Annotated in this window: 18 protein-coding genes; 8 read left to right on the top strand and 10 right to left on the bottom strand. The window is 67.4% G+C overall.

Going from position 1 to position 22479, the window contains the following annotated elements; all coding sequences use genetic code 11:
• Positions 1-11: 11 nt before the first annotated feature.
• Complete coding sequence (locus RKE40_RS10500) at positions 12-965, bottom strand: ABC transporter substrate-binding protein (RefSeq protein WP_316018186.1); 954 nt, start codon at positions 963-965, stop codon at positions 12-14.
• 241 nt (positions 966-1206) lie between these two features.
• Here RKE40_RS10500 and RKE40_RS10495 point away from each other — a divergent pair, with 241 nt between their 5' ends.
• Together RKE40_RS10495 and msrA are read left to right on the top strand one after the other, a co-directional pair.
• Positions 1207-2763: an acetolactate synthase large subunit gene (locus RKE40_RS10495; RefSeq protein ID WP_316018185.1), complete on the top strand. Its 1557-nt coding sequence runs from the start codon at positions 1207-1209 to the stop codon at positions 2761-2763.
• 107 nt (positions 2764-2870) lie between these two features.
• Positions 2871-3377, top strand: coding sequence for a peptide-methionine (S)-S-oxide reductase MsrA (gene msrA / locus RKE40_RS10490; protein ID WP_316018184.1), 507 nt, complete (start codon positions 2871-2873; stop codon positions 3375-3377).
• Positions 3378-3599: 222 nt separating this feature from the next.
• On the opposite strand, the gene RKE40_RS10485 is transcribed toward msrA, so the two are convergent.
• The 6 genes from RKE40_RS10485 to RKE40_RS10460 form a co-directional block, all read right to left on the bottom strand.
• Complete coding sequence (locus RKE40_RS10485) at positions 3600-4643, bottom strand: histone deacetylase family protein (protein ID WP_316018183.1); 1044 nt, start codon at positions 4641-4643, stop codon at positions 3600-3602.
• A gap of 75 nt (positions 4644-4718) precedes the next feature.
• Entirely contained in the window at positions 4719-7040 is a 2322-nt protein-coding gene (locus RKE40_RS10480) for a putative bifunctional diguanylate cyclase/phosphodiesterase (RefSeq protein ID WP_316018182.1), read from the bottom strand.
• An 88-nt stretch (positions 7041-7128) separates the two neighbouring features.
• A complete protein-coding gene (locus RKE40_RS10475) occupies positions 7129-7749 on the bottom strand; it encodes a TetR/AcrR family transcriptional regulator (RefSeq protein ID WP_316018181.1) in 621 nt (206 codons plus the stop codon).
• Complete coding sequence (locus RKE40_RS10470) at positions 7746-8930, bottom strand: acyl-CoA dehydrogenase family protein (protein ID WP_316018180.1); 1185 nt, start codon at positions 8928-8930, stop codon at positions 7746-7748. Before RKE40_RS10470 ends, RKE40_RS10475 begins: the two co-directional genes overlap by 4 nt.
• 179 nt (positions 8931-9109) lie before the next feature.
• Positions 9110-10123 carry a TRAP transporter substrate-binding protein gene (locus RKE40_RS10465; protein WP_316018179.1) on the bottom strand — a complete coding sequence of 338 codons (1014 nt, stop codon included), beginning with the start codon at positions 10121-10123 and terminating at the stop codon, positions 9110-9112.
• A 173-nt stretch (positions 10124-10296) separates the two neighbouring features.
• On the bottom strand, positions 10297-12171 hold the full coding sequence (locus RKE40_RS10460) for a TRAP transporter large permease (RefSeq protein ID WP_316018178.1): 1875 nt from the start codon (positions 12169-12171) through the stop codon (positions 10297-10299).
• Between the two features lie 204 nt (positions 12172-12375).
• Between RKE40_RS10460 and RKE40_RS10455 the strand changes: the two genes are divergently transcribed.
• From RKE40_RS10455 to RKE40_RS10445, 3 genes are read left to right on the top strand one after another with little or no spacing between them, the layout of a single operon-like run.
• Positions 12376-13227, top strand: a complete 852-nt coding sequence (locus tag RKE40_RS10455; protein WP_316018177.1) for an IclR family transcriptional regulator — start codon at positions 12376-12378, stop codon at positions 13225-13227.
• Positions 13227-14870 (top strand): acyl-CoA synthetase, encoded by a 1644-nt coding sequence (locus tag RKE40_RS10450; protein WP_316018176.1) that lies wholly within the window; start codon positions 13227-13229, stop codon positions 14868-14870. The genes RKE40_RS10455 and RKE40_RS10450 overlap by 1 nt, the downstream gene beginning before the upstream one ends.
• Positions 14867-15727 (top strand): PCC domain-containing protein, encoded by an 861-nt coding sequence (locus RKE40_RS10445; RefSeq protein WP_316018175.1) that lies wholly within the window; start codon positions 14867-14869, stop codon positions 15725-15727. The genes RKE40_RS10450 and RKE40_RS10445 overlap by 4 nt, the downstream gene beginning before the upstream one ends.
• 108 nt (positions 15728-15835) lie before the next feature.
• Here RKE40_RS10445 and RKE40_RS10440 read toward each other — a convergent pair whose 3' ends face one another.
• Positions 15836-17467 (bottom strand): GMC family oxidoreductase, encoded by a 1632-nt coding sequence (locus tag RKE40_RS10440; protein WP_316018174.1) that lies wholly within the window; start codon positions 17465-17467, stop codon positions 15836-15838.
• A gap of 166 nt (positions 17468-17633) precedes the next feature.
• On the opposite strand from RKE40_RS10440, the gene RKE40_RS10435 reads away from it, so the two are divergent.
• Positions 17634-17837: a hypothetical protein gene (locus RKE40_RS10435; RefSeq protein WP_316018173.1), complete on the top strand. Its 204-nt coding sequence runs from the start codon at positions 17634-17636 to the stop codon at positions 17835-17837.
• A gap of 148 nt (positions 17838-17985) precedes the next feature.
• Here RKE40_RS10435 and RKE40_RS10430 read toward each other — a convergent pair whose 3' ends face one another.
• Entirely contained in the window at positions 17986-19179 is a 1194-nt protein-coding gene (locus RKE40_RS10430; RefSeq protein ID WP_316018172.1) for a Gfo/Idh/MocA family protein, read from the bottom strand.
• An 11-nt stretch (positions 19180-19190) separates the two neighbouring features.
• Complete coding sequence (locus RKE40_RS10425; protein WP_316018171.1) at positions 19191-20150, bottom strand: PDR/VanB family oxidoreductase; 960 nt, start codon at positions 20148-20150, stop codon at positions 19191-19193.
• Between the two features lie 129 nt (positions 20151-20279).
• Between RKE40_RS10425 and RKE40_RS10420 the strand changes: the two genes are divergently transcribed.
• Positions 20280-21614 (top strand): Rieske 2Fe-2S domain-containing protein, encoded by a 1335-nt coding sequence (locus RKE40_RS10420; RefSeq protein WP_316018170.1) that lies wholly within the window; start codon positions 20280-20282, stop codon positions 21612-21614.
• Positions 21615-21732: 118 nt separating this feature from the next.
• Complete coding sequence (locus tag RKE40_RS10415; protein ID WP_316018169.1) at positions 21733-22452, top strand: class II aldolase/adducin family protein; 720 nt, start codon at positions 21733-21735, stop codon at positions 22450-22452.
• Positions 22453-22479: the final 27 nt, after the last annotated feature.

Genomic DNA, 22479 nt, shown 5'->3' with positions numbered 1-22479 from the left:
GACATCATCGCTCACTTGCCGGCGACGTACTTCGTCTCGACCAGCGTGTTGATGTCGGGCTTCGTCTTGATCAGGCCGATTTCGAGCAGGAGGTCGGCCGCCTTGTTGGTGAAGGTCTGCCAGTCGCCGGCGAAGAACTTCTTGTTGCCCTCGGCGTCGGACCAGCGCAGGAAGCCGGCCGACTTGCCGAACTGCTCGCCCGACTGCTTCACATCGGCGCCCATGATCGTATAGGCCTTGTCCTTCTCGGCCTTGATCATCTCGAGCGCTTCGAAATAGCTCTTGGTCAGCGCCTGCGCGGCGGCATCGTTCTCGCTCAGGAACTTCGGCGTGCAGCCGAACGTGTCCATCACCATCGGATAGTCGAGCGTGGTGGCGATGATCTTGCCGGAATCGGGCTTGTCGCGCACCGCCGAGAGATAGGGCTCGTAGGTCATCGCCGCATCGTTCTGGCCGGCGATGAAGGCCTGCGCCGCCGGGCCCGGCTCCATGTTGACGACGTTGACGTCCTTCACCGACATGCCGTTCTCCTTGAGGAACCAGGCAAGGGCGAAATAGGGCGAGGTGCCGGGCGCCGAGGCGGCGACGGTCTTGCCCTTGAGATCCTTGATCGAGCCGGTCGAGCCGCGCACGGCCATGCCGTCGGCGCCGTAGCTCTTGTCGAGCTGGAAGATCTGCTTGGTCCTGATGCCGGCGGCATCCCAGACGATCCAGGTCTCGACCGTGGTCGCGGCGCACTGGATGTCGCCCGAGGCGATGGCGAGATGGCGGTCCTTCTGCGGGATCTTCTTGATCGTCACGTCGAGGCCGTTCTTGGCGAAGATGCCGGCTTCCTTGGCCAGCGTCAGCGGCGCGAAGCCGGTCCAGCCCGACATGCCGATCGTCAGCTTGGTCTGCGCCTGGGCGGCGCCCGCCGCCAGGAGCGCCGCAAGCCCGAGGCCAGCCGCCGCTCCGATACGCTTCATACCCGTCATCCGAAACCCTTCCCCGTTTATCTGCGCCGGCCTCGCTCGGCGGAGCTGAACACAGCCTCGTCGTGGCACGATGCAACCTTTGTTCCAAGGCAGGTTAAATGCCTATGCAAATCAGTCAAGCCAGCATCAACGACGCTGGGGGAGGCAATGAATTTCTCTTGTTTGACAGCAGGCGGGATATCTCCTCCCCTCGCCTCCCCGGCGCCTGCGCCTACTGGACGAGGTTTTCCGAATGAACGGCGCCGACCGCCTCTGCGACACCCTCCTCATCAACGACGTCGACGTCTGCTTCGCCAATCCCGGCACCTCCGAAATGCACTTCGTCGCGGCGCTCGACCGCAAGCCGCAGATGCGCTGCGTGCTCGGCCTGTTCGAGGGCGTGGTGACCGGCGCCGCCGACGGCTATGCCCGCATGGCCGACAAGCCGGCGGCGACGCTGCTGCATTGCGGGCCGGGCATGGCGAATGCTCTCGCCAACATGCACAACGCCAAACGCGCCCGCACGCCGATGATCAATGTCGTCGGCGACCACGCGACCTATCATCTCCAGCACGACGCGCCGCTGACCAGCGACATCGAAGGGCTGGCCTGGCCGATGTCCAATTTCGTCCGGCGCATCGGGAATCCGGAGGATGTCGGCCCGGCGATCGGCGAGGCCTATGCCGCTTCGCTCTCCCTGCCCGGCGTCACCACGGTGATCCTGCCGGCCGATTGCGCCTGGGGCAGTGTCGAGCCCGCCACGCTTGCGCCGACCAAGGTTCCCGCCCTGAAGAGCGCTGATCCGGTCCGGGTGCGCGAGATCGCGGCGCTGCTGCGCAAGCACGGTTCGCGCGCCGCGCTGATGATGACCGGCCTCGCGCTGCGCGAGGGCCCTATGGAAATGGCCGCGCGGATCTGCGCCGCGACCGGAGCGCGCGTCTTCGGCCAGATGTCGAACGGCCGCATCGAGCGCGGCGCCGGCCGCGTCGCCCTACCGAAGGTGCCCTATCCGATCGACATGGCGCTGAAGCAGCTCGAAAATGTCGATCTCCTGGTGCTGGTCGGCGCACAGGTGCCGGTCGGCTTCTTCGCCTATCCCGGCAAGCCCGGCCGGCTGATTCATGACGGCTGCGCGGTGGAGACGCTCGCCGCCCCCGGCGACGATCTGCCCGGCGCGATCGCGGCATTGGCGGACGAATTGTCGGCCCGCGCCGTGGCGCCGGCCTTCATCGCCGAAGCCGCCCCCGCAAACGGAGCGCTCCCGACCGGCACGCTCGACGCCGACAAGGTCTGCACCATCGTCTCGACGCTGCTGCCCGAGAACAGCATCATCTGCGACGAATCGATCTCGTCGGGCCGGATGTTCTATGCGCAGTGCCATCACGCGCCGCAGCACGACTATATCCAGCTCACCGGCGGCGCAATCGGCGAGGGCATCCCGCTGGCGATCGGCGCGGCGGTCGCCTGCCCCGACCGCAAGGTCATCGGCATGCAGGCCGACGGCTCAGGCATGTACACGGTCCAGGGCCTGTGGACGCAGGCGCGGGAGAACCTCGACGTCGTCACGGTGATCTTCGCCAACCGGACCTATGCGATCCTGCATGGCGAGATGCGGGCGGTCGGCGTCAACGACTTCGGCAAGAACGCCACGCAGATGCTCAACCTCGACCAGCCGGCACTCGACTGGGTCGCGATGGCCAAGAGCATGGGCGTCGAGGCCGGCCGCGCCACCACGGCCGAGGAGTTCACCCGGCTGTTCAAGGGCGCGCTGTCGCGCAAGGGTCCGTTCCTGATCGAGGCGGTGATCTGAGCTGCTGCCCTTCTTCCCGATAAGGGCGTTGCCAGCCGCAACCTAACGCTGTGACATGGCGAATTCGCTTGCCGATGCTTATGTCGCCGCAAGCAAGGAGGTTTGACATGACGGAACGTGCTGTACTCGCAGGCGGCTGCTTCTGGGGCATGCAGGACCTGATCCGCAAGCTCCCCGGCGTCGAGACGACCCGGGTCGGCTATACCGGCGGCGACGTGAAGAACGCGACCTATCGCAATCACGGGACGCACGCCGAGGGGATCGAGATCGTCTTCGACCCCGCCAAGATCGGCTATCGGCAGCTGGTGGAGTTCTTCTTCCAGATCCACGACCCGACAACGCTGAATCGCCAGGGCAACGATCTCGGCACCAGCTATCGCTCGGGGATCTACTATGTCGACGAGGCACAGAAGCAGATCGCCGAGGAGGTGATCGCCGCCGTGAACGCCTCCGGCCGCTGGCCGGGCAAGGTGGTCACTGAAGTGAGGCCCGAAGGCGATTTCTGGGAGGCCGAGCCGGAGCACCAGGATTATCTGGAGCGCTACCCGGCAGGCTATACCTGCCATTGGGTCCGGCCGGACTGGGTGCTGCCGCGGCGCGAGGCCGCGGAGTAACGAAATCGACCTTCTTCCCACCGATCTCGGGCTCGCCCGAGATTGGTACTTTGGGAGCCGCATGTCGGAAACGTCCGACATGCGGCGGGAGAAGGTGGCAACGCCTAGCGCTGACGGATGAGGGAAGGGTCGCACAAGCGGCCCTTTTCTCGTTTCACCCGGTCGAAGCGCCCTCATCCCCCAGCCGGGACCTTCTCCGCCCGTAGGGGGAGAAGGCAGCCGCTATTTGAACCCACCCAGGAACGCATCGAGGCACTCGCCGATCGCCTCGATCGCGTAGCCGCCTTCCTGCACCACGAGGGTCGGCAGACCCATCGCCTTGACCTGGCGGCCAATGGTGCCGAAATCGGCGGATTCGAGCTTCAGCACGCCGATCGGGTCGTCCTTATGGGCGTCGTAGCCGAGCGCGAGGACGAGCGCCTCGGCACCGAACTCGCGAATCGCGCGTCCGGCCCGGTCGATCGCCGCCTCCATTTCCGGCCCGGCGGCGCCATGGACGAGCGGGAGGTTGAGGTTGAAGCCCTCGCCCGGCCCATTGCCGCGCTCGTCGTCGTAGCCGGTGAAGAACGGGTAGTAATTCGACGGGTCGGCGTGGATCGAGACCGTCAGCACGTCGTCGCGCCGGTAGAAGATCTGCTGGGTGCCGTCGCCGTGATGGGCGTCGACATCGAGGATCGCGACCTTGCCGTAGCGGCTGCGCAGACGCTGCGCGGCGATCGCGCTGTTGTTGACATAGCAGAAGCCGCTGGAGCGGTCGGCCCGGGCATGGTGGCCGGAAGGGCGGCAGAGCGCGTAGACGGCACGCTCTCCGGCGAGCACCGCGTCGGCGCCGGAGACCGCCGTTTCGGTCGAGCGCAGCGTCGAGACCCAGCAATGCTCACCGATCGGCACCGAGAGATCGCCGAGATACCAGCCGAGCTGGCCGAGGAAGCCCGTCGGGCGACAGGGCGGGCGCTTGTCCTCGTCCGGCCTGCCGCTCCAATAAGGGAAGGTCGCAGGCCAGACCTCCGGGCCGCGCTCGGCCGGCAGCTCCTGCCAGCGGGCCCAGGCCGTCTGCAGGAACTGGATGAAGCCCTCGTCATGCACCGCCAGGATCGGCGCCGTGCCGTGTTGCTGCGGCGTCTCCGGGCCGATGCCGTGGCGCGCGAGCGCGGCCAGCAGCTTTTCGGTCCGCTCCGGCAGGTCCTTCGGCGGGACGACACGGCCGAAGCGCATGTACTGCTGGGGATCGTGGAGCGATTGTTCGGGATGGTAGAAGGCGCGCATGCGGATTCGACTCGCTTCGATGCTCGGACGGGCGCCATTCGGCCATGAAAAACCTGCCGCCGCCAGCGCGCAGGATCAGGCCGCGGCGCTGTCGTCACGCATGGCGGAGGCGCTCGGAAACAGGTTCGGCTGCTGCAGCAGCAAGGGGACACGCGCGGCCGCGACCGGCCGCGCATAGCGATAGCCCTGGGCGAGCCCGCAGCCATGCTGGCGCAGGAAGGCCTCCTGTCCCGGCGTCTCGACGCCTTCCGCAACGATGCCGAGGCCGAGATCGGCGGCGAGACCGATCATTGCCCGGACGATCGCCGCATCCTCGCCCTCCTCCTCGACCTGGCTGACGAAGCCGCGGTCGAGCTTAATCGTATCGACAGGAAAGCGCTTGAGGTGGGTGAGCGAGGCGTAACCGGTGCCGAAATCGTCGAGCGAGACATGCAGTCCCGCTGCCCGCAGCGCCTGCAAGGTCCGCTCGGCCTCGCCCGCACTGCGTGTCAGCAGCACGCTCTCCGTGACCTCAATGCCGAAGCAGCGGGCGGGAACCCCGGCCGCCGCGAGTTTGCCGAGCAGGCGCTCGGGCAGCTCCGGATCGCGGAAGATGCCCGCCGACAGGTTGACCGAGACGACGCCCGGCTCGAGGCCGGCATCGAGCCATTGGCGCAGATCGCGCAGGACGGCGCGAACGATCGCATCGCCAATTCCGGCGGCGATCTCGACATCCTGGAAGCCCTCCTGGAAGGCGGCTGCCGGGATGATGCCGCGCTCCGGGTGGCGCCAGCGAGCCAGTGCCTCGAAACCCGCGACCTTGCCGTCCGCGAGCGAGACCTGCGGCTGGTAGAAGGGCAGGATCCGATCCTCCCGCAGGGCCTCCGCCAGGTCACGACAGATCGCGACGCGCCGGATCATCGCAGCCCGCATCGAGGGCTCGTAGACCACCGCGATGTTGCGCCCCCTGGCCTTGGCCCGATAGAGGGCGAGGTCGGCATCCTTCATCAGCTCGCCGCCGTCGAGATCGTGCTCCGGCGCGAGGGCGATGCCAAGGCTGGCACGCGCGCTGATCATCTGGCCGGCGTGCTCGAAGGGTTCGCGCAACGCATCGAGCAGGATTGCGGCCTTGAGACGGGCCCCGGCGATGTCGAACACCTCCTGCGAGAGCACGACGAACTCATCGCCGCCGAGACGGGCGACCATGTCCGCGGGACCGATAGCCCCGGCGAGCCGTGCCGCCGCCTGGAAGAGCAGTTCGTCGCCGGCATCATGGCCGAGCGTGTCGTTGACCGATTTGAAGTCGTCGAGGTCGATCAGGAACAGGCCCACCGTGCCGCCAGCCTCGGCCATGACGTCGAGCGCCTCCTGCAGGCGCTCCTGGAACAGCAGGCGGTTCGGCAAGCCGGTCAGCGCATCATGGGTCGCCTGCCGCCGGGTGCGAGCCTCCGCCGCCTTGCGATCGGTGATGTCAACAATGCCGGCGACCACGGCGAGCCCGCCGTCGATCGGCACGCCGGTCGCGGTGATCAGGACGTCGCGCCGGACGCCATCGCCGTCTCGCATCTGCGCCTCGTAGCCGGCGATCTGGTCCTGGCGCTCGAGCTTGAGCAGGATCTCGCGCCGGTCGCGCTCCGCGAACAGGATGTCCGAGACGCGCGCAGTGGCGAGCTGCTCGCGGCCGAAATAGCGCTTGGCCGCATCATTGCTGCGCAGGAAGCGGCCATCTTCGCGAGAGGCGACCACGAGCGGGATCGGCACCGCCATGAACAGGCGCTCGATCATCGCCTGGCTGACGCCGAGCGCATCCTTGGCCTGCCGCTCGGCCTGGGTCGCCGTCCATTCCAGCCGGCGCAGGCGGTTGCCATGGATGACCACCAACCCGAGCGCGAAGTTCAGCATGACCAAGACGAGGACCAGCCCCGGCAGGGTCGTCGGGAACGGACCGCGGCCGAGATAGCCGGCAAGCATCAGGACACTGCAGCCGATCCCCAGCGTCATCGTCCAGCGGAAAGCGGTCGGCGCAACCAGATAGAAGATCGAGGGCAGCATCAGCACGACGAAGAGCGCAAGATCGCTGCGCGAGGAGACGAGTAGCGCCACCGCCAACGCGGTCGCCATCTCCCAGCCGATCAGGATCGCCTGCGCCTCGTCGAAGCGCGTCGCCTTGCGCACCAGCGCGTAGCAGAGCAGCGAGGCGGCGACCACGACGAGCCGGGCCGGAACCGCGACGAAAAAATGCGCGGTGCCGTAGAAGCGCCAGTCGCTGGCCAGGAACAGTGTGTTGAGGACAGCCGAAACCAGGAAGATCAGGCGGCACTGTCGCAGCGTTTCGGCAAGGCGTGCCTGGCGAAACGTCGCCTCGCGGTCGGAATCGAGAAACTCGCCACCGAATCGAAACAGGTTGTCGCGCGCCATGCGCCATCGTCGCCGGCGAACCTCAAAGCGAGGTTAAGGCTGACTGCTGCCTTCAACGGAAAACCGCCGAAAACGACAGGAACCGACGCTATTCCGGGGCTCTGCCGCCATCGGGAGCGACTAGTGCCGCGAATTCGCGGGCCAGCGCCCCGATGTCGAAGCGCTCGGGCCGGTACCAGTCGATCGAGCCATTCATGGCACCGAGCAGGAAAAGGCGCAGCGCCTCGGGCGGACGCCCCGGCGCAATCGCCCCCGCCTGCTGCAGCTCGGCGACGAGGCCGCGCCAGACATCCTCGTAGAGTCGGCGTGACTGGCGCACGCCCTCCGGCGTCGGGCCGCTGCCGAAGGTAAAGACCTTGATCGCCGCGCTGGTGTAGTCGCCATGTCCGTGCAGGGCGGAAAGATGGGCGGCGATCGCCGCCTCCAGCCGCTGGCGCGGCCCGGCCTGCGCCGCCGCCTCCAGCGCCGCCGCGACCGCCTCGTGGACGAAGCGGACGCCATCGTTGACCACGGCCTCGACGATCTCCTCCTTCGAGGCGAAGTGATGATAGAGGCTCGCCTTGCGGATGCCGACCGCCTCGGCGAGCTCGCGCAGGCTCGTCTGGTGATAGCCATTGCTGCGCAGCAGGCGCGCGGCACGGTCGAGGATCAGGCGACGGGCGCCTCCCTCCAGCTCCGCCCGCTCGGCGCGCCCCGACACCACCGTCACAGCCGCTTCGCCACCTCTTCGAGCATCACCTCGGTCGCACCGCCGCCGATCGCCTGGACGCGGGCATCGCGGGCCATGCGCTCGATGGCGCTCTCGCGCATGAAGCCCATGCCGCCATGGAACTGGACGCAGGCGTACATGACTTCGTTGACCAGCTCGCCGCAATAGGCCTTGACCATAGAGACCTCTCGGGTGGCGTCGAAGCCCTCCGCGTCGAGCCAGGCGGCATGGTAGACGAGCTGGCGCCCGGCCTCGACCTTGGCAGCCAGCATGGAGAGCTTCTGGCGGATTGCCTGCTTCTCCCAGAGCGGCGCGCCGAAGGCTTTTCGCGTGCGGACATGGTCGAGCGTCAATTCGATCGCGGCCTGCGCCTCGCCCATCGCCATGGCGCCGATCACCGTGCGCTCGTTCTGGAAATTGCTCATGATCGCGTAGAAGCCGCGCCCCTCGCCGCCGAGCAGGTTTTCGGCCGGCACGCGGCAATCCTCGAAGATGAGCTCGGCGGTGTCCGAGCAGCGCCAGCCATGCTTGTCGAGCGCGCGGCCGACGCGGAAGCCCGGCGTGCCCTTCTCGACCAGGAACATCGAGACCGATTGCGACGGCTTCGCCGAAACATCCGTCTTGGCGGCGACGCAGTAGAGATCGCCATGGACGCCATTGGTGATGAACATCTTGGCGCCGTTCAGCACGTAATGGTCGCCTTCGCGCCGCGCGGTGGTGCGGATGCCCTTCACATCCGAGCCGGCATCGGGCTCGGTGACGGCGACCGCGCAGATCGCCTTGCCGGCGACGACGTCGGGCATCCATCGGTCTCGCTGCGCCTTGCTGCCGGCATTGAAGAGATGGACCGAGGCCATGTCGGTGTGGACCAGCGCGGTGATCGCGAAGCCGGAAAAGGTCGAGCGGCCCAGTTCCTCGGCAAGGACGACGGTCGCGAGCGTGTCCATCTCCGCGCCGCCATACTCGGCGGGATAGCGGATGCCGAAGAAGCCGAGTTCGCCCATGCGCTCGAGCACGGCGCGCGGCACCATGCCGGCCTCCTCCCAGGCAAGGCCGTGCGGCTTGACTTCGGTCTCGACGAAGCGGCGGATCTGGTTGCGCAAGGCCTCGTGTTCCTCGCCGAAATAGGGCGAGCGCCGCTGCACCATATCCCCTGCCCCGAAGCCCTCCGCTGCCGTCATCACGATCCTCCCCGGCACCTTGAGGCGCATGTCCAAGCCATCTACCTACCGGACGGTAGGCTGATTGAAAGCCCGGCACAAGCGAGTTTCCCGCTCCAAGCAAGAAGGCCCGGCGCAAGAGCGCCGGGCCTTCGAGTGATGACGGTTGCCGGTCCGGCTCGCGGCCGGGCTCGGAGCGCTCAGGCAAGCTTGCCGCCGACCGCCTTTTCGAGGATCGCCCAGGCCTCGTCGCCGTACTTGCCCTTCCATTCGGCGTAGAAGCCGGCCTTCTGAAGCGCCGCCCGGAATTCGTCGGGCTTGGTCTCGTTGATGACCATGCCCTTGGAGGTCAGCTCGGCCTGCAGGCCGGCATTGAGCTTGGCGACGTCGGCGCGTTCGAGAACGGCGGCAGCGTCGATGTTCTTGGCGACGATCGTGCGCAGGTCCTGCGGCAGCCGCTCCCAGGCGCGGCGATTGGCCAGGAACCAGAAGCCGTCCCACATATGGTTGGTCGCGGAGAGATACTTCTGGACCTCGAAGAGCTTGGCGGTCGCGATGATCGCGAGCGGGTTCTCCTGACCGTCGACGATCTTGGTCTGCAGCGCGGTGTAGACCTCGGCGAAGTTGATGCTGGCCGGGGCGGAGTCGAAGGCCTTGAACATCGAGGTCCAGAGCGGCGAAACCGGCACGCGGATCTTGAAGCCCTTGAGGTCGGCGGGGCTCGCGATCGGCCCCTTGGACGAGGTCATCTGGCGGAAGCCATTGTCCCAGATCTTGTCCATGACGTGCAGGTTCGCCTTGGCGATCTGACCGCGGACATAGGCGCCGAGGTCGCCATCCATCGCCTTCCAGACCGCGTCATAGTTCGGGAAGGCGAAGCCGATGCCGCTGACCGAGGCATTCGGCACCAGGGTCGAGAGGATCAGCGGCGACAGCGTGAAGAACTCGACGCCGCCGGAGCGGACCTGGTTCAGCATGTCGGTGTCGGAACCGAGCTGGTTGTTCGGGAAGATCTGGATGACGACGCGGCCATTGGTCTCGGCCTTGATCTTCTCCATCGCCTCGGCAGCACGCACGTTCATCGGATGCGCGAGCGGGAGGTTGTTGGCGTATTTGTAGGTGAACTCGGGCGTCTGGGCCCGGGCTATCGAGAAGGTCCCGATCGTGGCAGCGGCGGTGGCGCCCTGCAGGATGGTGCGGCGTGAAATCGACATTCTATTTCCTCCAGGGGGGCGCTGTTATCGATCGCGACGGTCTGCGCCGTCACTAGGCACGAAGCGAAGCAATCCGGCGGGGCTTGCGCAATCCCCCCGCATCGCCTCTTCGACTGAAGTCTGATCGCAAGGGCGACGCGGCGACATGGCGGCGTTCTCCCCGGCGCTCAGCATCACAGGAACATGGTCGAGAAGGACGGCACATAGGCGATGATCAGGAGGCCCGCGATCAGCGCCAGGAGATAGGGCCAGATCGCGCCCATCGCCTCGTCGGGCTGCACATTGCCGATCTTGCAGGCGATGTAGAAGCCGATGCCGATCGGCGGGGTCATCAGGCCGATGTTCATCGCGGTGACGACCACCATCGAATAATGCACGTCGTTGATGCCGAGGCTCTTGGCGATCGGGAACATCAGCGGCGCCATCAGCACGATCGCGGGCAGCCCCTCGAGCACGCAGCCGAGGATCATGAAGACCACGATGGTGACCGCCATGAAGGTCACCCAGCCGCCGGGCAGGCCGGTCATCAGCGTCGCAAGATCGCGCGCGAAGCCAGTTTGCGTCAGGGCCCAGGCCATGGCCGAGGCGGTGCCGAGGATCATCAGGATCGCGCCGGAGAGCGCCGCGGTCTCGACCAGCATCCCGTAGAACTTGCGCCAGCCGATGCCGCCATAGAGCACGACGCCGACGATCAGCGCATAGAGCACGGCGATGGTCGAGACCTCGGTCGCGGTCGCGACACCGCCGCCGACCGCGCCGCGGATCAGGAAGGGCAGCACAAGGGCAGGCGTCGCGATCAGCGCGGTCTTGCCGATCACCGCGAGCGGTGCGCGGCGCACGCCCTTGAGCACCTCGCCGCGGGCTTTCCAGCGCGCCAGGATGGCGAGGACCAGGAGGAGCACGGTGGCGACGACGAGGCCGTTGGTGAAAAGCCCGGCGATCGAGACGCCGGCGACCGAGCCGAGCACGATCAGGACGATCGAGGGCGGCACGGTCTCGGCCATGGCCGCGCCGGTCGAGAGCAGCGCGATCAGTTCCTTGGGCTGGTAGCCGCGCCGCTTCATCTCCGGGAACAGCGCCGGGGCGACCGTCGCCATGTCAGAGACCTTCGAGCCGGAAATGCCCGAGACCAGAAAGAGCGAGCCGAGCAGCACATAGGACATGCCGGCGCGGATATGGCCCAGCATCGAGGCAAGGAAATCGACGATCGCCTTGCCCATGCCGGTGGCGTCGAGCACGCAGCCGAGCAGCACGAAGATCGGCACCGAGAGCAGGATCAGGCTCGACATGCCCTCGTCCATCCGGCCGATCATCACGAAGATCGGCACGGAGGTGCTGAAGGCAAGGAAGCAGAGCGCGCCCATGCCGAAGCAGAAGGCGATCGGGATGCCGGCGACGAGGCAGAAGCCGACGACGCCGATCAGGAAGATCAGGATGTTGAGATAGCCGAGCGTCTTGAAGACCGGCGTCATCAGATAGCAGATGGCGGCCACCGCGGCGATCAGAAGCCCCGCCATGACGAGGTCACGGAAGCTGCAGACCCGCACGGCATAGCTCAGCACCAGCGCGAGCATGGCGATGATGCCGAAGGCGATCGCCGAGACACGCCAGCTCGCGGGAATATTGAGCGCGGCGGTCGTGACGTAGGATTCTTCGATGACGTAGTCGATCGCCGGCCAGGTCATCACGAGCAGGAAGGTCGCGACCACGAGCAGGCCGAAGGCGTGGACCGGGCCGCGCCATTTCTCGGGCAGCATGCCGACGAACAGCGTCAGGCGCAGGTGCTCGTTGCGGTCGATGGCGATGGCGGCGCCGAGCATGGCGAGCCAGAGGAAGGAGATCGAGGCTGCCTCGTCGATCCAGACCACGGGGATCGAGAGCACATAGCGCGAGGTGACTCCGCCGAGCAGCAAGGTGATGATGATGACCAGCAGGGCCGCCGCGACCATCTCGAGCGGCCGCACCAGTGGCGAGCCTGTGCGCGCCGGCTCGTGATCGAGACTGTCCAGGACGGCGGCGGCGCCGTCACTCGTACCGGTATCGGCCATCCGGCCGTCCTCCCATTCACCCGATCCGCCGAATCTAGCGCCGGCTGCAGGTCCATATCATGGCCTTTTCGACCATTGTTTCCGGCTGGACCATACACGGATCGAGGGTCGTTGCAATCGCAACCGCGCCGAACTACAGATTTATGGAGAAATCGAAGGTCCGCATAATGGACCCATGAGTGCGAGGAAATGCGAGCAGGAGCCATGCCGACGCCAGATTTGCCGGGCTCGCAAAGCGTCGACCGCGCCTTGCGCCTGCTCTCGCTCGTCGGCCGCGAGAGCGCAGCCGGCCTGCCATTGAGCGAGATCGTCGAAGAGACCGGGCTGAGCAAGCCGACGGTGCGGCGCCTGCTGCTGGCACTGATGCGCGCCGGACTGGTCGAGCAGGCGGATGCGACCAAGCGCTATCATCTCGGCGAGGAGGCCTTCGTGCTCGGCCTGCTCTCCGGCAGTCGGCATGGCCTGCTCGACCTCGCCATGGCGAGCCTGCGCCGGCTCTCCGACACGACCCAGGACACCAGTTTCTTCTCGGTCAGGCGCGACCGCTCCGCCGTCTGCCTGCATCGCGAGGAAGGCACCTGGCCGGTCCGCACCCATGCGCTCCAGGCCGGCGACCAGCACCCGCTCGGCATCGGCGCGGGCTCGCTCGCCATGCTGGCGGCCCTGGCCGACGACGAGGTTGAGGCGATGATCGAAGCCAATCGCGCCATCCTGGTCGAGAGCTATCCGAGCTATACGCCGGCCAGCATCCGCACCGACGTTGCGCAGGCCCGCGAGCGGGGCTTCTCGCTCAACCCCGGCCGCATCGTCGCCAGCTCCTGGGGTATCGGCGTCGCCGTGCGCTACCCGGACCGGCGCGTCGCCGGCGCGCTCAGCCTCGCCGCGATCGATTCGCGCATGCGGCCGCAGCGCCAGGAGGAGCTCGCCGTGCAGTTGCGGCACGAGGCGAAACAGGTCGAGCAGCGCCTCGCCGGCATGCTGAGCCGGCAGCCATTCCTGCACGTGCCGCCAGATGCGCCGGCACGTGCGCCCAAGCAGCCAGCGGAGACGAGTTGATGACGACATCCGGAGAGGCCTCCGGCCCGCTCGGCGGGCTGAAGCCCGTCTCGACGCGGGTGATGAACCTCGCGCATTTCCTGACCCGCAATGGCCGGCGCTTCGCCGACAGGCCCGGGCTGATCTGGGGCGAGCGGCAATGGAGCTGGGGGCGGATCGACGCCGCCGTGCATGCGCTCTGCGCGGCGCTTGCCGCCCGCGGCATCGGCAAGGGCGACCGCATCCTCGTGCATTCGAAGAACTGCGAGGAGATGTTCTTCTCGATGTTCGCCGCTTTCCGGCTGGGTGCGGTCTGGGTGCCGACCAATTTCCGGCTGATGCCGGACGAGGTCGCCTATCTCGCAACCTCCTCCGGCGCCAAAGGCTTCCTCTGCCATGGCGATTTCCCGGAGCATGCAGTGGCCGTCGCCAAGGAAAGCAAGGCGCTGCAATTCACCTGGCGGATCGGCAACGGCAGTTTCGGCGAGCAGACGGTCGGCGAAGCGATCGCGGCCCATGAAGGCGCGCGCATGCCCGACGCCATGGTCGAGCGCGACGATCCCTGCTGGTTCTTCTTCACCTCGGGCACGACCGGGCGCTCCAAGGCCGCGGTGCTGACCCATGGCCAGATGGGCTTCGTGATCACCAACCACCTCGCCGACCTCGTGCCGGGCTCGACCGAGAAGGACGCCTCGCTCGTCGTCGCCCCGCTCTCGCATGGCGCCGGCGTGCACCAGCTCGTACTCTCGGCGCGCGGCGCGCCGAGCATCCTCCTGCCGACCGAGCGCTTCGACATCGACGAGGCCTTCCGGTTGGTCGCGAAGTACCGGGTCACCAACATCTTCACCGTGCCGACGATCCTGAAGATGCTGGTCGAGCATCCGGCCGTCGACCAGCACGATCACTCCTCGCTGCGCCATGTCATCTATGCCGGCGCGCCGATGTATCGCGAGGACCAGAAGGCGGCGCTGAAGAAGCTCGGCAAGGTGCTGGTGCAGTATTTCGGCCTCGGGGAGGTCACCGGCAACATCACCGTGCTGCCGCCCTATCTGCACGAGGTCGAGGATGGGCCGCAGGCCCGGATCGGCAGCTGCGGCGTCGAGCGCACCGGCATCCAGGTCCAGATCCAGAACGACGAGGGCAAGGAACTCGCCCCCTTCGAAACCGGCGAGATCTGCGTGATCGGCCCGGCCGTCTTCGCCGGCTATTACGAAAACCCGGAGGCCAATGCGAAGTCGTTCCGCGACGGCTGGTTCCGCACCGGCGATCTCGGCCATATGGACGAGCAGGGCTTTGTCTACATCACCGGCCGGGCTTCGGACATGTACATCTCCGGCGGCTCGAACATCTACCCGCGGGAGATCGAGGAGAAGATCCTGACCCATCCGGCGATCGCGGAAGCCGCCGTGCTTGGCGTGCCCGATGCGGTCTGGGGCGAGATCGGCATCGCCGTCTGCGTCGCCCGCGGCACGGGGCCGAGCGAGGCGGAGCTCGCCGAATATCTCGGCGAGAAGATCCCGCGCTACAAGATGCCGAAGCGCTTCTTCTTCTTCGAGGAACTGCCGAAATCCGGCTATGGCAAGGTGCCCAAGCGCCTCGTCCGCGACGAGCTGGAGAAGCGCGGCCTGCTCGACTTCGTGCGCGCGCCGGGAGCCCAGGCGTGAGGACGGTCCGCCAGCCGGGACCGGCCCAGTCCGAGCGCGTGCAATGGGTCGCGGCAGGCGGCCAACGGCTCACGCTCGCGCTGAAGCCCGGCCAGTTGCTGCTCGACGCGGTCGCCGAGGCCTTTGCAGCGCAAGGCTTTGCCAGCGGCGTGCTGCGCCTGCCGGCAGGACTGGCGCTCTCGCCCTTCGCCTATGTGATGCCGGCGCTCTCGGCGACGCCGGAGCACGCCGCCTTCTACAGCGAGACCTTCCGGCCGGATGGCGTGGCGCGGATCGAGACGGGCGCGCTGACCTTCGGCGAGCGCGACGGGGCGCCCTTCTTCCACGGCCATGCGCTCTGGCGCGAGGCCGATGGCCGGCGCAATGGCGGCCACATACTGCCCGACCAGAGCTTCCTCGCCGAGCCGATCACGGTCGAGGCGGTCGGGATCGATGGCGCGGCCTTCGTCGCCGGGCATGATCCGGAAACGAATTTCAAGCTGTTCATGCCGGCGGAAGCGGCGCCGGCCGCTCCGCGGGCCGCAGGGCGCTTCTATGCGGTGCGCCTGCGCCCGAACCAGGACGTGTTCGCAGCGCTGGAAGGCTTCTGCGCCGAACGCGGCATCGGCCGCGCCACGATCCATGGCGGCGTCGGCTCGACGATCGGCGCGCACTTTGCCGATGGCGCGCAGATCGAGCCCTTCGCCACCGAGATCGCGATCACCGCCGGCGGTATCGCGCCTGATCGCGACGGCAATCTCGAGGCCGAGATCGCCATCGCGCTGGTCGACTATACCGGCGGCATCGCGCAAGGCAGGCTGAAGCGCGGCGAGAACCCGGTGCTGATGACGCTGGAGCTGGTGCTCGAAGCGGAGTGAGAGGGGACGCGAAGGGGCGCGCGCCTGCCCTTCCTGGAGCCTGACCGAGTTGCCCCTTGCCGTTCCACGGCACTCGCGGCGAAGCCGACTGCGCTTCACCGGGCGCTGCTAGGCTCGCGCCGCCTTGGCATCCTCGCGGATCATCTGCGCGCCCTTCTCGGCGATCATCATGGTCGGCGCCGCGGTATTACCGGAGGTGATCGCCGGCATCACCGAGGCGTCGATCACGCGCAGCCCCGAAATGCCGCGCACCCGCAGGCGCTGGTCGAGCACCGCCATCGGGTCGTCGTCGCGCCCCATCTTCACCGTGCCGGCCGGGTGGAAGATCGTCGTGCCGATGCGCGCGGCCGCCTCGGCGATCGCCTCGTCGGTCTCGCAACCGGGTCCGGGCAGGTATTCCTGCGGCCGGAAGCGGGCGAGAGGCGGCTGCGCGACGATGCGGCGCGCCAGCTTCAGCGCATCGACCGCAACCTGCCGGTCCTCCTGCGTCGCCAGATAGTTCGGCGAGATCGCCGGCGCCGCCTTCGGGTCGGGGGTCTTGAGATGGACACTGCCGCGGCTGGTGGGCCGCAGATTACAGACGCTGGCGGTGAAGGCGCCGAACGGGTGCAAGCCGTCGCCCCATTTGTCGAGCGAGAGCGGCTGGAAGTGGAACTGGAGATTGGGCGTGGCGTAATGCGGGTCCGAGCGGGCGAAGGCACCCATCTGGGAGGGCGCCATGGTCAGCGGGCCGGTGCGACGCGCGGCATATTCGAGCGCCATCAGCGGCCGACGCCAGAGCTTGGCGTATTCGGTGTTGAGCGTGCGCACGCCCTCGACCTTGTAGATCGGCCGCAGCTGCAGATGGTCCTGCAGGTTCTCGCCGACGCCGGGCGCGTGCCGGACCGTCTCGATGCCGAGGCTCTGCAGATGTGCCCCGTCACCGATGCCCGAGCGCTCGAGGATGGCGGGCGAGCCGACCGCGCCGGCACTGAGGATGACCTCGCCGGAGACATGGGCGATGAAGCTCTCATCGGCATCGCTGACGACGACGCCGGTCACCCTCCCGTCCTCGACGATGATGCGCTCGACGGTGACGCCAAGCTCGACCCGGAGGTTCTCTCGGTCCAGCGCCGGCTCCAGGAAACCCCGGGCCGCGCTCCAGCGCCGGCCGCGCTTCTGGTTGACCTGGAAATAGGAGGAGCCCTCATTGTCGCCGGTGTTGAAGTCGTCGATCTTGCGGATGCCGGCGGCCTCGGCGGCGTCACGGACCGCATCGAGGATGTCCCAGCGCACCCGCGGATGCTCGACCCGCCATTCGCCGCCCGAGCGATGGAAGGCGTTGGCAGGCGCGATATGGTCCTCCTGCTTGAGGAAGAGCGGCAGGACGTCGTCCCAACCCCAGCCCTCCAGGCCGAGCTGGCGCCAGCCATCATAGTCGGCCGACTGGCCGCGCATGTAGATCATCGCGTTGATCGCCGAGCAGCCGCCGACGACCTTGCCGCGCGGATAGGCCAGCGAGCGGCCGCCGAGGCCGGGCTGCGGCTCGGTCTGGAACAGCCAGTCGGCCCGGGGATTGCCGATGGCGTAGAGATAGCCGACCGGGATGTGGAACCAGACCCAGTCATCCTTGCCGCCGGCTTCGAGGATCAGGACGTTCTTGCGCCGGTCGGCCGAGAGCCGGTTCGCCAGCACGCAGCCGGCCGAGCCTGCGCCGATGATGACATAGTCGAAGGTGCCGATGCTGGTCTCGCCCGCCATACGCTTTCCGCCCTGGTCGTATCCTTATCTTCAGGGATAGGGCGTGTGGACGGCGGCGGCAACGCGCTGCCAGTGCGAAAAGGCCTCGCTGCGAATGCGTCTTTGTCTTGGACTGTGGCGCATCGGCAGGTTCAATGACGGCAGCACGAGATCGGAGCCCCCTGCCATGCTGCTGCGCATCGAGCCCTTCGAGGACCCGCAGACCGGGCGCTATGCCATCGCGATCCACTATCCGGCCGATGCCGAACGCCCGCTGGTGACGACGGCGGCGCGCTACAAGAGCGCCGCGGCGGCCGAGCAGGACATGATCGCGATCCTCTCCGCCGCCGCCAACAATCCGCCGCCGGTGGAGCCGCCCAGCCGGCGCTGAACACGGCTCCAACTACTCAGCCTCATCCTGAGGAGCGAGCCTCAGCCCGCGTCTCGAATGATAGTCCAGCCGCTTCCGGAGTCTCCTGAAACATCCTTCGAGACGCCGCTGCGCGGCTCCTCAGGATGAGGGCTGGAGAAGATGCAGGTCAGCCGACAGCGACCTGATACTGCGGTCTGACCTCGCGCCCGCGTTCAGCCGAGTCGAGTATGGCGAGGCAGATCTCCAGCGTCGCCATGCCCCATTCGCCGGTGTGCAGCGGCGCCACGCCATGGCGGATGGCGGCGTGCATCTCATCGACCACCTCGGCCCGTGGCACCGAAGGTGCCGGCAGCGGCTCCAGCCAGCGCTCGGCGTCGGCATAGACCATGACGCCGTCGGCGAGCGGGCGCAGATCGGCCCGCTCGCAGGAGATCACGACCTGGCCGAAATGGTTGTGCGCGACTGGGGCTGCGGCGACGGAACTCTTGGCGACGCCATAGGTGCGGGTGTTCTTGAGGGCCGCCTCTTCCTCCGGCGTCGCGACCTTGGCGAGGCCGCGCCGGGCCGCACCGTAATTGTCGGGGTCGCGCTGCTGGCCGAGCTCGCCAAGCCAGCCGAACTGCTCGTCGCTGTCATAGCGGCCATAGCCGGAATAGGTCAGGCTGGCGCTGGCGCCGCCCTCGAAGGTCAGCAGCGCCTGATAGGCCCCCTCGGTCGGCCGCGCGGGGTCCCAGCGCCCGGTGACCGCCCGCACGCTCTCGACCCTGCCGCCTGCGATCAGGCGGGCGACATCGACCTGATGGGCGCCCTGGCTGAAGACGACGCCGCCGCCCTGGGCGGTGTCGAGCTCCTCCGGCCGGCGCGGACGATAGAGGAAATCGGTGTAGTTCAGCGCGGTGATCATGCGGACCGCGCCGAAGCGGCCGGAGCGGATCAGCGCCGCGGCATGGAGATAGGGCGTATCGAAAGAGTGGCTGTGGCCGACCATGAGATGAACGCCGGCCTGCCGCGCCGCGGCGATCATCGCCTGGCAATCTGCGATGCTCAGCGCCATCGGCTTCTCGACCAGGATGTGCTTGCCGTGGCGGGCGGCGAGCCCGACATGCTCGACATGGAACTGGTGGGGCGTGGCGATATAGAGCGCCTCTACGTCCGGGTCGGCGCAGAGCGCCTCGATCTCGGCATAAGCCCTGGCAGGTGCGCCGGGCCGCGAGAAATCGGCCTCGAACTGCGCCCGCGCCTCGGGGCGAGGATCGGCGGCGGCGACCAGCCGACAAAGTGGATGCTGCGACAGCGTCGGCAGCATCAGCATGAAGGCACGGCCGAGGCCGAGGACGCCGAGGCGCAGGGGTTCGCTCATCGGCGGCTCCTCTAGAGGTCCAGCACCAGCTCGGACGACTTCGCCCGCGAGACGCAGATCATGATGTTGCGGGCGCGCTCGTGCTCGGACAGCGCAAGGTCGCGATGGTCGGGCTCGCCGGCGATTAGCCGCGTCCGGCAGGTGCCGCAGGTGCCGCTCTCGCAGGAGCTGGGCAGGACCTTGCCGGCCTCGCGCAACGCCTCGAGGATCGACTTGTCGGCGGGCACCTCGACGCTGCCGCCGCTCTTGGCCAGCCTGACCGTGAAGGGCGCATTGTCTTCCGGCCTCGCCTTGGCGGCGCCGAAATCCTCGAAATGCACGGCCGCCGACGACCAGTGGCCGGTCATGTCGCGCACCGCCTCCATCAGGCCCCGCGGTCCGCAGCAATAGAGATGGGCGCCCTTCGGCTCCTCCAATACCGGCCAGAGATCATAGGCTTTGGCGGGATCGCCGCCATCATGGTGGATCACCACCTTGCCGCGGAATTCCGGGGCGGAGAATTCCTCGCGGAAGGCCATCAGCTCGGGTGAGCGGGTGAAGTAGTAGAGTTTGAAGGGCTTTGCCCTGGTCGCCGTAAGGTGCTTGATCATGGCGCGGATCGGCGTGATGCCGATGCCGCCGGCGATGAAGATGTAGCTGGCCGGGCCGGGCTTCAGCTGGAAATCGTTGCGCGGCGCGCCGACCGAAATCGCGTCGCCCTGCTGCGCCTGCTCGATCAGGCAGACCGACCCGCCCCGGCCGCCGATCTCCTTCTTGACCGCGATGACATAGCGATCGCTCTCGGCCGGGTCGTTGCAGAGCGAGTATTTGCGGGTCTCGCCATTGGGGACGGTTACGGAAAGATGCGCCCCGGCCGTGAAGGCGGGCAGATCCGAGCCATCGCCGGCCCGCAATTCGAACAGGCAGATATCCTCAGCGATCATCGTCTTCTCGGCGATCCTGAGGGTGATCGCCTCGCTTCCGTCAGCCATGCGCACCGCCTTGCCAGCGCCCCGCGCCTGCCTCTCTCGACAAGCGTTTTGAACCCGACTAATCTCAGACTTAGATAACTAAGTAATTTGCCTCTGGCTAGTACCGGGGCAAGCGCCGGGGAGGCCGCCATGCTGACGCATGAGGAGAACGAGATCCTGACCCGCGTCGAGGGCGATGCCCCGATGGGGCAGTTGATGCGGCGACACTGGACGCCGGCGCTGCTCTCCGAGCAGCTCGTCGAGAGCGATGGCGCGCCGGTCCGGGTGCGGCTGTTCGGCGAAGACCTTGTGGCCTTCCGCGACACCGATGGGCGGATCGGCGTGCTCGGCGAGTACTGCCCGCACCGCAAGGCCTCGCTGTTCTTCGGACGCAACGAGGAATGCGGGCTGCGCTGCCTCTATCACGGCTGGAAGTTCGACGTGGACGGCAACGTCCTGGAGATGGTCTCCGAGCCGCCGGAGAGCGGCTTTGCCGAGAAGGTCAAGCACAAGGCCTATCCGGTGGAGGAGGCCGGCGGCTTCATCTGGGTCTATATGGGCCCGCCCGAGCTGAAGCCTGACTTCGAGGCGCCGGCCTGGGCGCCGACGCCACAGGCCAAGGTCTCGATCGTCAAGATCGACCTGCCGGTGAACTGGGCGCAGATCATGGAAGGGCAGATCGACTCCGCCCATTCCTCGAGCCTGCACTCCTCCGACATGAAGCCGGCGCGCGTCACCTCGGCCGGGGCCAATGCGACGCACTGGACGCGCCCCTCGACCGACAAGAACCCGCGCATCCAGGTCCAGCTGACCAATTACGGCTTCCGCTACGCCGCGATCCGCCGGCCGATCAGCAATGCGCAGACGCATGACTACATCCGGCTGACCGTCTTCGTCGCGCCCTATACGGCGCTGATCCCGCCGAACTCGTCCTACAACGTCGCGACGGTGATCGTGCCGAAAGACGACGTCTCCAGCTATTTCCACTTCATCGCCTGGGGCAATGACGACTGCATCGACCAGGAGGCCTGGCGCAAGTTCTGCGTCGCGCAGGTCGGCATCGATCTCGACAAGAACTACCGCAAGATGCTGCGCAGCAAGGAGAACGACTATCTCCAGGACCGCAAGGCGATGAAGCTCGGCGACTTCACCGGCGTGCCCGGCATTCCCAATCAGGACATCATGATGTGGGAATCGATGGGGCCTATCGCCGACCGCACCAGCGAGCGGCTCGGCGCCAGCGACATCGCCATCGTGCAGTTCCGGCGGGTGATGATCGACGCGGCGCGCAAGCTCGCTGCCGGCGGCGAGGCGATCGGGCGGATCGAGCCGCATATCCCGCAGGCGAGGCTTTCCTCCTATCAGGGCATCGTCCCCAAGAGCGAGGATTGGCGGAAGCTCGGCGCCTCGAGCGAGGAGATCGCGGCGCTGGACGGCATAGAGCAGGACGAGACGGAAGCCGAGATGGCGGGCGCCGGGCGCTGAGCGCACCGTCCGCCAGCAGGTTTCCCGTATCGGTGCCCAACGGCGAAAGTCTTGGAAAGGCGGCGACGGCCGGGCGAGTGTCCGCGCAGAGGCACTCAGCCCGAGCTTGGAAACGCCGATGCCAGACACGCCCTCTGCCCTCGCCCAGACCATCCAGGATATCGTCGACGCCAACCGGATCCTCGCCAACGAGGATGTGCTCGACGGGTTCGGCCATGTCAGCGCCCGCCATCCCGAGCGGCCCGACCGCTTCCTGATCTCGCGCTCGCGCAGCCCTGCCCTCGTCACCGCCGCCGACATCGTCGAGCTCGATCTCGACGGCGAGCCGGAAGCGCCGCTCTCCGTCGGGCTCTATGTCGAGCGCGTCATCCACGCCGCCTTCTACAAGGCGCGGCCCGATGTGATGGCGGTCAGCCATCACCATGCCGCCTCGGTGATGCCGTTCTGCCAGACCGGGGTGCCGGTCGTGCCGGTCTTCCATATCGGCGCGGTGATCGGCGCGCAGGTGCCGTTCTGGGACAGTCGCGACGAGTTCGGCGACACCAACCTCCTGGTCGAGAACATGGCCCAGGCGGACTCGCTGGCGCGCGCCTGCGGCCCGCATTGGAGCGTGCTGCTGCGCCGCCATGGCGCCTGCAATCTCGGCCGCTCGGTCAAGGAGATGGTGTTCCGCTCGGTCCATCTGAAGCAGAACGCCGAATTGCAGTTCCAGTCGGCGATGCTCAGCGAGGTCTCGCCCCTGACCGCGAAGGAGATCGAACTCGCCGCCACGCTCAATCTCGGGCCGCTGGTCCAGACCCGGCTCTGGGATTTCTGGAAGGCGCGGCTCGGCCACTGAGCGCCCGACCCGACGGCCCCGCGGAGA

This window comes from Allobosea rubneri, assembly GCF_032464875.1.
GTDB classification, from domain to species: Bacteria; Pseudomonadota; Alphaproteobacteria; order Rhizobiales; family Beijerinckiaceae; genus Allobosea; species Allobosea rubneri.
Note: the sequence above shows the minus strand (reverse complement) of the source record. Positions and strands in the feature narration are given on the sequence as shown.